This is a genomic window from Sulfitobacter sp. 1A13496 (genome assembly GCF_043557225.1).
Lineage (GTDB): Bacteria > Pseudomonadota > Alphaproteobacteria > Rhodobacterales > Rhodobacteraceae > Sulfitobacter > Sulfitobacter faviae.
In genome coordinates this window covers 236,190-250,643 of record NZ_JBIFFP010000002.1, presented here as the reverse complement: position 1 = coordinate 250,643, position 14,454 = coordinate 236,190, and the positions used below count along the sequence as shown (strand labels likewise).

Here is a 14,454-nt window from a genome sequence, read left to right as displayed (position 1 = left end):
ACAGGACAGCCTTCGTGATCCAGACTATTGCCGATGCCCTTGCCCAACAGGGTTATGAAACACTTACCGCCGTACAGGAGGCCGTCACAGACCCTGCGCTGAACGATCAAGACCTTCTGGTTTCGGCCCAAACCGGGTCGGGCAAAACGGTGGGCTTCGGCCTTGCCATCGCGCCGACGCTTCTGGGCGAGGACACGCATTTCGGCCAAGCGGGCGCGCCGCTGGCGCTGATCATCGCGCCGACGCGCGAATTGGCCATGCAGGTCAGCCGCGAGTTGACCTGGCTTTATGGCAAGGCGGGCGCGGTGGTCACCACCTGCGTCGGCGGCATGGACACCCGGACCGAGCGCCGGGCGCTGGACCGCGGCGCGCATATCGTCGTCGCCACGCCGGGGCGTCTGTGTGACCACATCAAACGCAACAACATCGACCTCGATTCCCTGCGCGCCGTGGTGCTGGACGAGGCTGACGAGATGCTTGACCTCGGCTTCCGCGAAGACCTTGAGTTCATCCTGTCGGAATCCCCCGAGGAACGCCGCACGCTCTTGTTCTCGGCCACCGTGCCCGCAGCCATCGCCAAGCTCGCGCAATCCTACCAGCGCGATGCGCAGCGCATCACCACCGTGGGCGAGACCAAGCAGCACAGCGACATCGAATACCGTGCGCTGAACGTGCATCCGCGCGACACCGAGAACGCGATCATTAACGTGCTGCGTTTCTACGAGGCCAAGAACGCCATCGTCTTTTGCAACACCCGCGCCGCTGTGGCGCGGCTGACCACGCGCTTTACCAACCGCGGCTTTTCGGTCGTGGCGCTTTCGGGTGAGCTCACGCAATCCGAGCGCACCAACGCGTTGCAAGCGCTGCGCGACGGGCGCGCGCGGGTCTGTATCGCGACGGATGTGGCCGCACGCGGCATCGACCTGCCGAACCTCGAACTGGTGATCCACGCCGATCTGCCCAGCAACTCCGACACGCTGCTGCACCGCTCGGGCCGCACCGGCCGCGCCGGGCGCAAGGGGGTCTCGGCGCTGATCGTGCCGCCCAAGATGCGCAGCAAGGCAAACCGGCTTCTGGGCTGGGCCAAGCTGAAAGTGGAATGGGCCGCACCGCCCTCCGCCGCCGAGGTCAACGCCGCCGATGAGGCCCGCCTGCTGGCCGATTCCGCATGGGTGGAGCCTGCGCCCGAGGATGCGGCGGAATTCGTCACCTCGCTGGTCGAGAAGTTCAGCGCCGAGCAATTGGCCACCGCCTTCGTCAACCTCTACCGCAAGCGCCAGTCCGCCCCGGAAGAGCTGAGCGAGCCCGGCGCGCCGGGCGAGGACAAGCCGCGCCGCGACTTTGGCCCATCCGTCTGGTTCTCGGTCTCCACCGGGCGCAAAGACGGGGCCGAGCCGCGCATGTTGCTGCCGATGCTCTGCCGCCGCGGCGACCTGACCAAGGACGACATCGGCGCGATCCGCGTACAAGACAGCCATAGTTTCGTGGAGGTGGCCGAAGCCTCGGTGCCCGGCCTGCTCGACACGCTCGGCGGCGAAATGACGCTGGAAGACGGCGTGGTGCTGACCAAGTTGGACAAGGCCCCGGACCTGCCGCGCGGCCCCAAGCCCGGCGGCAAACGTGGCCCGAAACCCGGCGGTTTCAAAGGCGACCGCGGCCCCCGCAAACCGCGCGGCGATTATGACCCGGATGCCGCCCCCGCCCCGCGCAAACCCCGCGCGAAATCCAGCGACGGCCCCGGTGCTGCGTCTTTCGACAAGCCGAAATTCGACAAACCCCGCGCGCCCAAGGGCGAGCGCCCGCCGAAGTCGCATAAGACCGAGCGTAGCCCAATGAAACCCGGCGCGACGCCCAAGCCCAAATCGGGCGGCGACACGAGCGGCAAGCCCAAGGCAAAGGCCGTTTGGAAAAAGGAAAAGCCCGCGGGCGACGCCCCGCGCAAGGGCAAGGGCAAGCCGACCACCTCGGCCACCACGCCGGGCGGAGAGAAGTCCTACAAACGGGCCTCCGACCCGTCGAAACGCTTCACCCCGCCGAATAAGATCGGCAAACAGGGCGGCAAGGGTGGCCCGAAATCGAAGTAAGACCAAACGCCGGGGCCTCACCCCGGCGTTTTTGCATCCGGCGCCATTTCTTTAAAGAAATCGCCCCCTCTGGCCTCACCGAAGGGGGTAAACTGGCTCTACTGGATCTTGCCTATTCGCGGTGTTCTTGGAACAGTTTACCCCGCCTTTGCGCGGGCTTCATTCGTGGGCTCGCCCCACCCGTAGAGAAAGGTTTGCCCCATGGACGGCAATTTCAACGAGAACGACATCTCCCGCGTTGTCGAAGCCGACCGCGCGCATATCTGGCACCACCTGAGCCAGCACAAACCCTATGAAACCACCGACCCGCGCATCATCGTCGAAGGCAAAGGAATCCGGGTCTGGGACCAGAAGGGCAAGGAACACCTCGACGCCGTCTCGGGCGGGGTCTGGACGGTCAACGTCGGCTATGGCCGCGAAAGCATCGCCAATGCGGTGCGCGACCAATTGATCAAGCTAAACTATTTCGCCGGTTCCGCAGGCTCGATCCCCGGCTCTCATTTCGCCGAGAAATTGCTCGACAAGATGCCGGGGCTGGACCGCGTCTACTATTGCAACTCCGGCTCCGAGGCGAATGAGAAAGCCTTCAAAATGGTCCGCCAGATCGCGCACAAGCGCTACGGCGGCAAGAAGCACAAAATCCTTTACCGCGACCGCGACTACCACGGCACCACGCTTGGCTGCCTCTCGGCAGGCGGTCAGGACGAGCGCAATGCGCAATACGGCCCCTTCGCACCGGGTTTCGTGCGGGTGCCGCATTGCCTTGAATACCGCAGTTTCGAACAGGACGGCGCACCGCAGGAAAACTACGGTGTCTGGGCCGCCGATCAGATCGAAAAGGTGATCCTCGCCGAAGGCCCCGAAACCGTGGGCGCGCTCTGCCTTGAGCCAGTCACAGCAGGCGGCGGCGTGATCTGCCCGCCCGAGGGCTATTGGGAGCGCGTGCAAGAGATTTGCCGCAAATACGACATCCTGCTGCACATCGACGAAGTCGTCTGCGGCGTGGGCCGCACCGGCACATGGTTCGGCTATCAGCACTACGGCATCCAGCCCGACATGGTGACCATGGCCAAGGGCGTCGCCTCGGGCTATGCCGCAATCGCCTGTCTGGTCACGACCGATGCGGTCTTTGACATGTTCAAGGACGATGCCAGCGATCCGCTGAACTATTTCCGCGACATCTCGACTTTTGGCGGCTGCACCGCGGGGCCGACCGCGGGCATCGAAAACATGAACATCATCGAGCGTGAGAACCTGTTGGAGAACACCACCAACATGGGCCACTACATGCTAGAGCAGCTTCACGCGCTGGCCGACAAGCACAAGGTGATCGGTGATGTGCGCGGCAAAGGGCTGTTTCTGGGGGCCGAACTGGTGACGGACCGCGACAGCCGCGCCCCTGTTGAGGAAAAGCGCATTCAGGCCGTGGTGGGCGATTGCATGGCCCAAGGGGTGATCATCGGCGCTACCAACCGCTCCCTGCCCGGCAAGAACAACACGCTGTGTTTCTCGCCCGCGCTGATCGCCACCCGCGATGATATTGATGAGATCATCACGGCGGTCGATGGTGCCTTGGGCCGGGTCTTCACTTCGGCGTAAAACCGCGTCTTGCGGCATGCGACAGGCGGCACCGGTTGACCCGGTGCCGCCTTCGTCTATCTAAACCCCTGTCTTGCCCGAACATGACATCGCACCGAAAGATCGCCGCAGATCGAAACCCGCGGGATTTTTCTGAAAATGTAACGCCTTCGCGGGAACCTCTTCCAATACCCCCGCGTTGGCAAATGAGTAAACTGGGAGAAAGACATGAAGAAGTTTCTTATCGCAATTCCGATGATCGCCGGTCTCGCCGCTTGTGACGGCACCACCTCGAACCAAGGTGCTCTGACTGGCGCGGCTCTCGGAGCTGCCACCGGTGCTGCCGTTTCAGGCGGTGACGACAAGGTTCAAGGCGCAATCATCGGCGGTCTCGCAGGTGCGGCAGCTGGCAACTACATCGGCCAGACACAGTCCGGCAAATGCGTTTACCAGAACGCCAACGGCCAGCGCTACGTCGCGGCTTGCCCATAAACGGCTGACATCGCGCGATTTCGCGTTATCGGGGCTTCGACCATCGGTCGGAGCCCTTTTTCGTTTCCGCCTCGCCCCTCACCTTGGCACCGGCATGATTTGATCCTAACAGGGTTCAAGCGCCCCAAGGGCGCGGGGAGGAACCATGACCACAATAAGCGATATCGCGATCTTGCTGATCGCGGCCTTCGGCGCGGGGGTGTTGAACACCATCGCCGGGGGCGGCACCTTTCTGACCTTTCCTGCGCTGGTCTTTACCGGCATGCCCCCCGTGGCCGCCAATGCGACCAGCGCCGTGGCGGTGTTTCCGGGCTACCTTGCAGGCGCTCTTGGCTTTCGCAACGAGCTTGGCCGCTTCGACCGCCGCGCCTTGCTGCGGCTGTGCCTTATCACGCTGGCGGGCGGTGTGGTCGGCTCGGGTTTGCTTCTGATCTCTTCCAACGCGGCCTTTTCCGTCGTCGTGCCTTTCCTACTGCTCGCGGCGACGCTGGTGTTTCTGCTGGGCGACCGCATCCGTGCCTTCGCCGCCGCCCATGCCCGCGCCGTGACGCCCCAAGGCGCGCTCGGCCTCTTTGCGGTCAGTGTCTATGGCGGCTATTTCAACGGGGGCTTGGGCATCGTTCTGCTGGCCCTTTTCGCGCTTTGGGGAATGACCGATCTGCACGGGATGAACGGCCTCAAGACCGGGCTGAGCTTCGTGCTCTCCTCGATTTCCGTGGCGGTCTTTGCCTTGGCCGGTCTGGTTGCATGGCCGCAGGCGCTGCTGATGATGCTGGCGGCCACGGCGGGCGGCTATGCCGGGGCACCCTTGGCGCGGGCCTTGCCGAAAGAGACCGTGCGCGGGCTGATCGCCGCCATCGGGTTCGGCATGAGCGCGGTGTTTTTCTGGCGGCTCGTGGCGGGCTAACCCACCACCCGCGCCGCGCCGGTTTCAGGATCGAAATGCACCAAGGGGTGGGTCGCCCGTTCGATCCGGCCCAGCCCCATGTCCTCGCGCAACAGCGCAACCGGCCCCGAGATCGCGCGCGCGAGGGCCACCTCCAGCGGCTCCCCCACCGCATGGGTCAGCGTATGCACCGCGCGGCCCATTTCCAGATCCGCCCCCGCCAGCGTGCCATCCGCCAAGGTCAACCGCCCCTCAGCGCGGTAAACCTCCCGCCCATTGAGGGTGAAGCCCGTGATATCCGACCCCGCCGTCGCCATGGCATCGCTGACGAGGAAAATACCGTCGCCCTTGGCCGCCAGCGCGTTGCGCATGGAGGCAGGATGCACATGGATGCCATCGGCGATCAGCCCGGCATGAACCCCATCCCGCGCCAATGCCGCCCCGACCAGCCCCGGCGCGCGGTTGCCCATCTGGCTCATCGCGTTGAACAAATGGGTGACGCAGGACGCGCCCGCGTCGAAGGCCGCCATACAGGTCTCGTAATCCGCATCGCTATGGCCGAGCGAGACCACGACCCCCGCCTCGGCCATCGCGGCGATCTGCGCGGTGCTGGTGTTCTCCGGCGCGACGGTGACCATGAGATTCGGCAGACGCCCGGCGGCACGTAGGATCAGGGCGAGGTCGGCCTCACGCATCGGGCGGATCAGCGCCCCGTCATGCGCGCCCTTGCGCGAAAGCGCCAGATGCGGTCCCTCCAGATGCAGCCCGAGAATGCCCGGCACCCCTTCTGCGATAGCGTCGACAGCGGCCTCGATGGCGGCTTCGGTCTTGTCGGGCGTGTCGGTGATCAGGGTGGGCAGCAGCGCCGCGCCACCGGTGCTGCGATGCGCGTCGGCCATGCGCCGCAGGGTCGCCACATCGGGGCTGTCGTTGAACATCACCCCGCCGCCGCCGTTGACCTGAAGATCGACGAAGCCGGGGCAAAGCACGCCGCCCGCCATAGGCTCTGCCACGACGCCCTGCGGCACCTCTTTGGCGGTGAGGATGCGGCGGCTGCCGTCCTGCATCTGCGCCAGCACCATGCCGCGGTGCAGCCGCGTGCCGTCGTGGATCTGCGCCCCGATGAAAACCTTCGCGATCTCGCTCATTACTGGACCTCTTCCGCCGCGGCCTTGCAGGCCAGATGAAACGCCCCGTCGAGCGCCGTGCCCCGCGTCACGATCCGGCCTGCCAGATGGTCTTCTGGCAGGTACGGCGCATAATGCGGGCCGATCCCGCCCAGCAGGCAAAGCGGATCACCGGGCGCGAAATCCAGCGCCTTCAACGCGCGGATGTAATAGGCCGCGCCCTCCCGCATCAGCGCTTGCGCGTGATGGTCCCCGGCCTCAGCCGCTGCGATGACCTTGGGCGCGAATGCCGCGTAATCCCCCGGCTGCGCCGTCAGGCTGAAGGCCACGAAAGCCTCAGGATCGGCTCCGAAATCCGCCAACAAAGCGCGGGTCAGGTCACTGTGGGGCAACACCCCATCATGACATTGCAACGCCAAATCTAGCGCGCCGCGGCCCAGCCAAGCGCCCGATCCCTGATCCGCCAGATGAAACCCCCAGCTGCCGACATAGCGAAATGCCGCGCCATCCGTGGCGGCGACGATCGTGCCGGTGCCGATGGCCAAGACCCAGCCCGCCACAGCTTCGCCAAGCGCGCCGACCACGCAGGCGGGGCGGTCATCCTCCGCGATGATCCGGGCATAGGGCAGCGCCGCGCGCAGCCGCGCTGGGTCGCGGACGACGTTCATACCGGCGAGGCCGAGAAAGGCAGTGGCACCGGCAAGCGCCGCGGCCGGCAGCCCCGCCGAGGCCGCCGCCGATTCGACCGTGGCGCGGATATTGATGAGGGTCTGGCCCGGGTCATTGCCGATATTGGCCCGCCCGCCACAGGCCCGGCCAAGGATACCGTCGCGCTGTGTGCCGATGGCCGCACGGCAACCGGTGCCACCGCCGTCCACGGCGATCAAAAGGGGGGCGGTAATGCTCATGCGATCGTTCTAGGCGAGGGGCCGGGCGAACGGAAGTGCGGGCGCGGCCCCGAGGATAAATTCGGCCAGCCGTAATGCCAGATTGAACTCCCCCTAGGGCCAGCCTAACCTTCGCCCCATGGCCCTGCCCGTCGAAACCTTTTTCCTGCGCCCCGATGCGCAAGGCACGCTGCAACAGCAGATCCAGCAGATGATCGCCCAAGGCATCCTCTCAGGCCGGTTCCAGCGGGGGGAGAAGCTGCCCTCGACCCGCAGACTCGCCGCGCATCTCGGCGTCAGCCGGATCACCGTGACCATCGCCTATACCGAGCTTTTGGCGAATGACTATCTCACCTCGCGCGGGCGGTCGGGGTATTTCGTCTCGGACAACGCGCCCGCCCCGCCCGCTTTCGCCCCCCGGGCCGAGGCGGATGACGCCATCGACTGGACCCGTGCCATCGGGCAGCGGTTCAGCGCCAATGGGCTGGCCGCCAAACCGCAGGATTGGGCCAGCTACCGCTACCCGTTCATCTATGGCCAAGCCGACCCAACGCTCTTTGATCACGCCAACTGGCGGCTTTGCGCCTTGCAAGCCCTCGGCCAGCGCGATTTCACCTCGATGACGACTGATTACTACGATCAGGACGACCCGCAACTGATCGAGTTCATTGCCCGCCACATCCTGCCCCGGCGCGGCGTCTCGGCCCGGCCCGAGCAGATCCTTATCACCCTTGGCGCGCAGAACGCGCTTTGGCTGACCGCGCAGGTGCTGCTGACCCAACGTCGCCGCGCCGTGCTCGAAGACCCGTGCTATCCGGCGCTGAGCGGTATTCTCAGCCAATCCCGCTGCCACATCACGCCCGTGCGGGTGGATCAAGACGGCCTCCCGCCCGAGGCGATCCCCCCCGATACGGATGTGGTTTTCGCAACCCCCAGCCACCAATGCCCGACCAATGCGACCATGCCGATGGACCGCCGCCGCGCGCTGCTGGCCCGCGCCCGCGCGCTGGAAGCGCTGATCGTCGAGGATGACTATGAGTTCGAGATGTCCTTTCTAAAACCCGCCTCGCCCGCGCTCAAATCGCTCGATGACGAGGGGCGGGTGATCTATGTTGGCAGTTTCTCCAAATCGCTCTTTCCGGGGCTGCGACTGGGGTATCTGGTAGGGTCCGAACCCTTCATCCGTGAGGCCCGCGCGCTGCGCGCCTCGGTCCTGCGGCACCCGCCGGGGCATATCCAGCGCACCGCCGCCTATTTCCTGTCGCTTGGCCATTACGACGCCCAGATCCGCCGGATGGGGCTGGCGCTGCACGAACGCCGCCGGGTCATGGACGCGGCGCTAGAGACCCATGGCCTGCGCGTGTCGGGCCGGGGGGCCTATGGCGGCTCGTCCTTCTGGATGCGCGCACCAGAAGGCGTGGACACGGCGGAACTGGCCGAAAACCTGCGCGCGCAGGATGTGCTGCTGGAGCCGGGCCATGCCTTTTTCGCCGGGGCTGAAAGGGCCACGAATTACTACCGACTGGCCTATTCTTCGATCCCCGCCGCGCGGATCGAAGAGGGCGTCGGGCTGATCGCGCAAGAGATTGACCACCTGCGCTGATCTGGCCCTAGGGCTGGCGCAATTCTGGCCCTAACCCCGGCCTGCACCTGCTCGTAATTTGCCGATAGCTTTGCCCCATGCCCAAAGGATCGCGCGATGAAAATGACCACCGAAGAAGCCTTCGTCAAAACCCTTCAGATGCATGGGATCGACACGGCCTTTGGCATTATCGGCTCGGCCATGATGCCGATTTCCGACCTTTTCCCCGCCGCCGGGATCACCTTTTATGACGGCGCGCATGAGTGCAATTCGGGCATGATGGCCGATGGCTACACCCGCGCCTCGGGGCGGATGTCGATGATGGTGGCCCAGAACGGGCCGGGCATCACCAATTTCGTGACGCCGGTAAAGACCGCCTACTGGAACCACACGCCGCTTTTGCTGGTGACCCCGCAGGCGGCGAACAAGACCATCGGTCAGGGCGGCTTTCAGGAGGTCGAGCAGATGGCGCTCTTCCGCGACATGGTCGCCTATCAGGAGGAGGTCCGCGACCCCAGCCGCATCGCCGAGACGCTGAACCGCGTGATCCTTCAGGCCAAGCGCCACTCCGCGCCCGCCCAGATCAACATCCCCCGCGATTTCTGGACGCAGGTGATCGACATCGAGTTGCCCGCCATTGTCGAGTTTGAACGCCCCTCGGGCGGGGAGACCGCCATTGCCGAGGCGGCTGAACTGCTTTCAAATGCGAAATTCCCGGTGATCCTGAACGGCGCGGGTGTGGTCATCGGCGGCGCGATTGACGACGCGCGCCAACTGGCCGAACGGCTCGATGCACCCGTCTGCTGCGGCTATCAGCACAACGACGCCTTCCCCGGTTCGCACCCGCTGTCGGTGGGGCCGCTCGGCTACAACGGCTCGAAAGCCGCGATGGAGTTGATCGCCAAGGCCGATGTGGTGCTGGCGCTCGGCACGCGGCTCAACCCCTTCTCGACCCTGCCGGGCTATGGCATCGACTATTGGCCCAAGAACGCCAAGATCATTCAGGTCGACATAAACCCCGACCGCATTGGTCTGACCAAGAAGGTCAGCGTCGGTATCGTCGGCGACGCGGGCAAGGTGGCGCGGAGCATTTTCGACCGGCTGACCGAGGATGCAGGCGATGCGGGCCGCGAGGAACGTCGCAACCTGATCGCCCAGACCAAATCCGCATGGGCGCAGGAGCTGACTTCGATGGACCACGAAGACGACGACCCCGGCACCACTTGGAACGAACGCGCCCGCAGCCGCGAGCCGGAAAAGATGTCGCCCCGTATGGCATGGCGCGCGATCCAGAAGGCGCTGCCGACCGAGGCGATCATCAGTTCCGACATCGGCAACAACTGCGCCATCGGCAACGCCTACCCGACCTTCGAGGCGGGCCGCAAATACCTCGCCCCCGGCCTTTTCGGCCCCTGCGGCTATGGTTTCCCGGCGATCTGCGGGGCCAAGATCGCCTGCCCGGACGTGCCAGTAGTCGGCTTTGCCGGGGATGGCGCCTTTGGCATTTCCATGAACGAGATGGTCAGCGTCAGCCGTGACGATTGGCCCGCCGTGACCATGGTGATCTTCCGCAACTACCAATGGGGCGCGGAGAAGCGGAACACGACGCTCTGGTTCGACGACAATTTCGTCGGCACCGAACTGGCGCAGGAGGTGAGCTATGCCGGGATTGCCAAGGCCTGCGGGGTCGAGGGGGTTCAGGTCTCGTCGATGGAGGAACTGACCGAAGCGTTAAACCGCGCGATCAAGGCACAGATGAATGACGGCAAGACCACCTTCATCGAGGTGCTGCTCAACCAGGAACTGGGCGAGCCCTTCCGCCGCGATGCGATGAAGAAACCGGTCTCCGTTGCCGGGATCAGCCGGGATGACATGCGCCCGCAACGGGCCTGAGCCATGCCGCTGGTGCTCGTCGTCAACGCAGGCTCGTCGTCGATCAAGGCGGCGGTCTTTAACGGCGGGCTGTCTGAAACCCTGCGGATTGAGGCGCAGGGCATCGGCCAGACTGGCGCCCTGCGTGTGGGAAAGGCTCCGGCACGGCCCCTAGCCCTGCCAGACCACCGCACCGCCTTCACCGCCATTCTGGCGGGGCTGCGTGACACGGGGATCGCGACCGCTGACCTCAGCGCCGCCGCGCATCGCGTGGTGCACGGCGGCCCGGATTTGGTCGAGACAACGGAAGTCACCCCCGCCGTGCGCGCCGCCATCGCCGCGGCGCAACCGTTGGCCCCGCTGCACAATCCGCATCACCTTAACGCAATCGACGCCCTTGCAGCGCTGATGCCGGAGTTGCCGCAATTCGCCGCTTTCGACACGGGCTTTCACCGCACCAACCCGGACGTGGCGCGCCGCTACGCGCTGCCCGAGAAGCCCGAGACCGCCGCCCTGCGCCGCTACGGCTTCCACGGCATCAGCTACGAGAGCCTAGTGCGGAATTTCACCACCCAAACCGGCGCCCCCCTGCCCGACCGCCTGCTGGCGCTGCATCTGGGCAACGGCGCATCGCTCTGCGCGATCCGCAAAGGCCGCTCGGTCGCCACGACCATGGGCTTCTCACCCTTGGGCGGGCTGACGATGGGCACCCGCGCGGGCGAGATCGACGCGGGCGCGGTGCTGCATCTGGTGGGCGATCTTGGACTGGAAGCCGCGCAAAGACTGCTGCACCACGAAAGCGGCTTGCTCGGCCTGTCGGGCCAGACCGCCGACATGCGCCAATTGGCAGAAAACGACAGCGAAAGCGCCCGCTTTGCCCGCGACCACTTTTGCTACTGGATCATCCGTCAGGCCGGGTCGATGATCGCCGCCATGGGCGGGATCGACGGCATCGCCTTCACCGGCGGGATTGGCGAGAACGATTCCGCGGTGAGGGAAAAGGTTCTTGCAAACCTCCGCTGGGCGGGAAATATTCCCTCGTGGATCATCCCCGCCGCCGAAGAGAAACATATCGCGCGCCAAGCGCTTGCCCTGCTGAAAGCCCCCGCCCCCTCATGACGCATTCCCAGCCGCCGCTCGATCTGTCGCCCAAGGTCTCGGACGAGGTCCGCCGCACGACCTGTTACATGTGTGCCTGCCGCTGCGGCATCAACGTGCATATGAAGAAGGGCAAGGTCGCCTATATCGAGGGCAACCGCGACCACCCGGTGAACCGCGGCGTGCTCTGCGCCAAGGGCTCGGCGGGGATCATGCAGCACAATTCCCCGGCGCGGCTGCGCAACCCGATGAAACGCGTAGGGCCCCGCGGCTCGGGCGAGTTTGAAGACATCAGCTGGGCTGAGGCGCTTGAGATCGCCACCGGCTGGCTGGAGCCGCTACGCCATGAGGCGCCGGAGAAACTCGCCTTCTTCACCGGGCGCGACCAGTCGCAAAGCTTCACCTCGCTCTGGGCGCAGGCTTTCGGCACGCCGAATTATGCGGCGCATGGCGGCTTCTGCTCGGTCAACATGGCGACGGCGGGGATCTATACCATGGGCGGCGCCTTCTGGGAGTTCGGCCAGCCCGACTGGGACCACACCAAGCTTTTCATGCTTTTCGGGGTCGCCGAGGATCACGACAGCAACCCGATCAAGATGGGGCTGGGCAAGCTGAAGAAACGCGGCGCGCGGGTGATCGGGGTGAACCCCATTCGCACCGGCTACAATGCCATCGCCGACGATTGGGTCGGCATCACGCCGGGCACCGACGGGCTGTTCATCCTGTCGCTGATCCACTGCCTGATGAAGGCCGGTCGCATCGATCTCGACTACCTCGCGCGCTACACTGACGCGCCGGTGCTGCTGAACGGCGACCCGAAGTCGCCCGAGTTCGGCCTGCAACTGCGCGACGCGGACGGCAAAGCACTGGTGATCGACCGCAAGACCCGCAAGCTCACCCCCTTCGACCAACCCGGCGTCCGCCCCGACCTCTCCGCGACCTACCGCGCGGGCGGGATCACCCACCGCCCGGTGTTCCACCGGATGGCCGAAGAATACCTTGGAGAGGACTACACCCCCGAGGCCGTGGCCGAGCGCTGCGGCATCCCGGCGCCGCGCATCCGCGCCATCGCCGCCGAACTGGCGCGGGTGGCCTTCGACGAGGCCTTCGAGATCGACCAGCCCTGGACCGATTTCCGCGGCGAACGTCACGAGAAGATGACCGGCCGCCCGGTGTCCTTCCACGCCATGCGCGGCATTTCGGCCCATGCCAACGGCTTCCAGACCTGCCGCGCGCTGCATGTGCTGCAGATCATCCTCGGCACCGTAGAAGTGCCCGGTGGCTTCCGCTTCAAACCGCCCTACCCCAAGCCCGCTTCTGCGCATCCCAAACCCCATTGCAAGGCCACGCCGGGCGGGCCGCTCGACGGGCCGCATCTGGGCTTCGTGCAAGGCCCCGACGATCTGGCGCTGTGCCCCGATGGCAGCCCCGCGCGGATCGACAAGGCGTTTACATGGGAAAACCCGATGTCGGCCCATGGGCTGATGCATATGGTGATTTCCAACGCCCATGCGGGCGATCCCTACAAGATCGACACGCTGTTTCTTTATATGGCCAACATGTCGTGGAACTCCTCCATGAATCCCGGCGGGGTGATGGAGATGCTGACCGACACCGACGAGAACGGCGACTACGTGATCCCGCGCATCATCTATTCCGATGCTTATTCGTCGGAGATGGTGGCCTATGCCGACCTGATCCTGCCCGACACGACCTATCTGGAGCGTCACGACTGCATCTCGCTCCTCGACCGCCCGATCAGCGAGGCAGACGCCGCCGCCGATGCGATCCGCTGGCCGGTGGTTGAGCCGAACCGCGACGTGCGAGGCTTCCAATCGGTGCTCTGCGATCTTGGCGCGCGGCTGGACCTGCCCGGGTTCGTGAACGAGGACGGCAGTCAAAAGTACCGCGACTACGCCGATTACATCACCAACCACGAACGCCGCCCCGGCATCGGCCCGCTGGCCGGGTTCCGCGGAGAGGAAGGCACCCAAAGCGGCCGCGGCGCCCCGAACCCCGAGCAGATCGACCGCTACATCGAGAACGGCGGCTTCTCGGCCCATCACATTCCCGCCGAGGCGCAATACTACAAACCGTGGAACGCCGCCTATCAGGACTGGGCCGTAGGCATGGGGATTTACGACACGCCCCAACCCTATCTCTTCTCGCTCTACGTGGAGCCGCTGCGCCGCTTCCAGCTGGCCGCCGAGGGCCACGGCGACCGCCAGCCCCCCGACCATCTGCGCGAGCGCATCAAGCAGTTCATGACACCGCTGCCGCATTGGTACGAAAGCGACCCCGAGGGCACGCAGGGCTACGATGTCCACGCCCTCACCCAACGCCCGATGGCGATGTACCATTCATGGGGCAGCCAGAACGCTTGGCTGCGGCAGCTGCATGGGCATAACCCGCTCTACCTGCCCACCGCAATCATGCGCGCGAAGGGTCTGAAGGACGGCGATTGGGCGCGCGTGACCTCGCCCCATGGCGGGATCACCGTGCCAGTGATGGAGATGGCCGCGCTGAACCCCCATACCGTTTGGACATGGAACGCCATCGGCAAGCGCAAGGGCGCATGGGCGCTGGATCGCGACGCGCCGGAGGCGACGAAGGGCTTCCTGCTCAACCACCTGATCCACGAGCTTCTGCCGCCCAAGGGCGACGGCCTGCGCTGGTCCAACTCCGACCCGATCACCGGACAGGCCGCGTGGTTCGACCTCAAGGTCCATATCGAAAAGACCGCGCCCCCCGCCGAGGCACAACCGGAGATCCCCCCGCAACGCTCGCCTGTCCCGCCCGCGCCGCGCGACATCGCGTGGAAGGTGGGCAAATGACCCCCTTCGCCCCC

10 protein-coding genes are annotated in these 14,454 nt (G+C 65.5%); 8 read left to right on the top strand and 2 right to left on the bottom strand.

Annotation, left to right across the window (positions count from 1 at the left end; all coding sequences use genetic code 11):
* Positions 1-14 precede the first annotated feature (14 nt).
* The 4 genes from ACGYLX_RS07910 (at position 15) to ACGYLX_RS07895 (ending at position 5,061) form a co-directional block, all read left to right on the top strand.
* Positions 15-2,084, top strand: coding sequence for a DEAD/DEAH box helicase (locus ACGYLX_RS07910; protein ID WP_394448448.1), 2,070 nt, complete (start codon positions 15-17; stop codon positions 2,082-2,084).
* Positions 2,085-2,285: 201 nt separating this feature from the next.
* A complete protein-coding gene (locus tag ACGYLX_RS07905; protein WP_271688424.1) occupies positions 2,286-3,683 on the top strand; it encodes an aspartate aminotransferase family protein in 1,398 nt (465 codons plus the stop codon).
* A 207-nt stretch (positions 3,684-3,890) separates the two neighbouring features.
* Positions 3,891-4,154: a glycine zipper 2TM domain-containing protein gene (locus ACGYLX_RS07900; RefSeq protein WP_209216644.1), complete on the top strand. Its 264-nt coding sequence runs from the start codon at positions 3,891-3,893 to the stop codon at positions 4,152-4,154.
* 145 nt (positions 4,155-4,299) lie between these two features.
* A complete protein-coding gene (locus ACGYLX_RS07895) occupies positions 4,300-5,061 on the top strand; it encodes a sulfite exporter TauE/SafE family protein (protein WP_394448445.1) in 762 nt (253 codons plus the stop codon).
* Here ACGYLX_RS07895 and nagA read toward each other — a convergent pair.
* Both nagA and ACGYLX_RS07885 read right to left on the bottom strand, forming a co-directional pair.
* Positions 5,058-6,188: an N-acetylglucosamine-6-phosphate deacetylase gene (gene nagA, locus ACGYLX_RS07890; protein ID WP_394448442.1), complete on the bottom strand. Its 1,131-nt coding sequence runs from the start codon at positions 6,186-6,188 to the stop codon at positions 5,058-5,060. The two genes, ACGYLX_RS07895 and nagA, sit on opposite strands and share 4 nt — an antisense overlap.
* Entirely contained in the window at positions 6,188-7,075 is an 888-nt protein-coding gene (locus ACGYLX_RS07885; RefSeq protein ID WP_394448439.1) for a BadF/BadG/BcrA/BcrD ATPase family protein, read from the bottom strand. The genes nagA and ACGYLX_RS07885 overlap by 1 nt, the downstream gene beginning before the upstream one ends.
* Before the next feature lie 118 nt (positions 7,076-7,193).
* On the opposite strand from ACGYLX_RS07885, the gene ACGYLX_RS07880 reads away from it, so the two are divergent.
* From ACGYLX_RS07880 to ACGYLX_RS07865, 4 genes are all read left to right on the top strand, one after another.
* Positions 7,194-8,657 (top strand): PLP-dependent aminotransferase family protein, encoded by a 1,464-nt coding sequence (locus ACGYLX_RS07880; RefSeq protein ID WP_394448437.1) that lies wholly within the window; start codon positions 7,194-7,196, stop codon positions 8,655-8,657.
* Positions 8,658-8,753: 96 nt separating this feature from the next.
* Positions 8,754-10,529, top strand: coding sequence for a sulfoacetaldehyde acetyltransferase (gene xsc / locus ACGYLX_RS07875; protein WP_394448434.1), 1,776 nt, complete (start codon positions 8,754-8,756; stop codon positions 10,527-10,529).
* Between the two features lie 3 nt (positions 10,530-10,532).
* Entirely contained in the window at positions 10,533-11,627 is a 1,095-nt protein-coding gene (locus ACGYLX_RS07870; RefSeq protein ID WP_394448432.1) for an acetate/propionate family kinase, read from the top strand.
* Complete coding sequence (locus ACGYLX_RS07865; protein ID WP_394448430.1) at positions 11,624-14,440, top strand: molybdopterin oxidoreductase family protein; 2,817 nt, start codon at positions 11,624-11,626, stop codon at positions 14,438-14,440. Before ACGYLX_RS07870 ends, ACGYLX_RS07865 begins: the two co-directional genes overlap by 4 nt.
* Positions 14,441-14,454 lie beyond the last annotated feature (14 nt).

Excerpts from the sequence above, each read along its gene's own strand:
- ACGYLX_RS07870 (WP_394448432.1), top strand. The coding sequence starts at position 10,533 with ATGCCGCTGGTGCTCGTCGTCAACGCAGGCTCGTCGTCGATCAAGGCG.
- ACGYLX_RS07905 (WP_271688424.1), top strand. The coding sequence starts at position 2,286 with ATGGACGGCAATTTCAACGAGAACGACATCTCCCGCGTTGTCGAAGCC.
- ACGYLX_RS07900 (WP_209216644.1), top strand. The coding sequence starts at position 3,891 with ATGAAGAAGTTTCTTATCGCAATTCCGATGATCGCCGGTCTCGCCGCT.
- ACGYLX_RS07885 (WP_394448439.1), bottom strand. The coding sequence starts at position 7,075 with ATGAGCATTACCGCCCCCCTTTTGATCGCCGTGGACGGCGGTGGCACC.
- xsc (WP_394448434.1), top strand. The coding sequence starts at position 8,754 with ATGAAAATGACCACCGAAGAAGCCTTCGTCAAAACCCTTCAGATGCAT.
- ACGYLX_RS07895 (WP_394448445.1), top strand. The coding sequence starts at position 4,300 with ATGACCACAATAAGCGATATCGCGATCTTGCTGATCGCGGCCTTCGGC.
- nagA (WP_394448442.1), bottom strand. The coding sequence starts at position 6,188 with ATGAGCGAGATCGCGAAGGTTTTCATCGGGGCGCAGATCCACGACGGC.
- ACGYLX_RS07880 (WP_394448437.1), top strand. The coding sequence starts at position 7,194 with ATGGCCCTGCCCGTCGAAACCTTTTTCCTGCGCCCCGATGCGCAAGGC.
- ACGYLX_RS07865 (WP_394448430.1), top strand. The coding sequence starts at position 11,624 with ATGACGCATTCCCAGCCGCCGCTCGATCTGTCGCCCAAGGTCTCGGAC.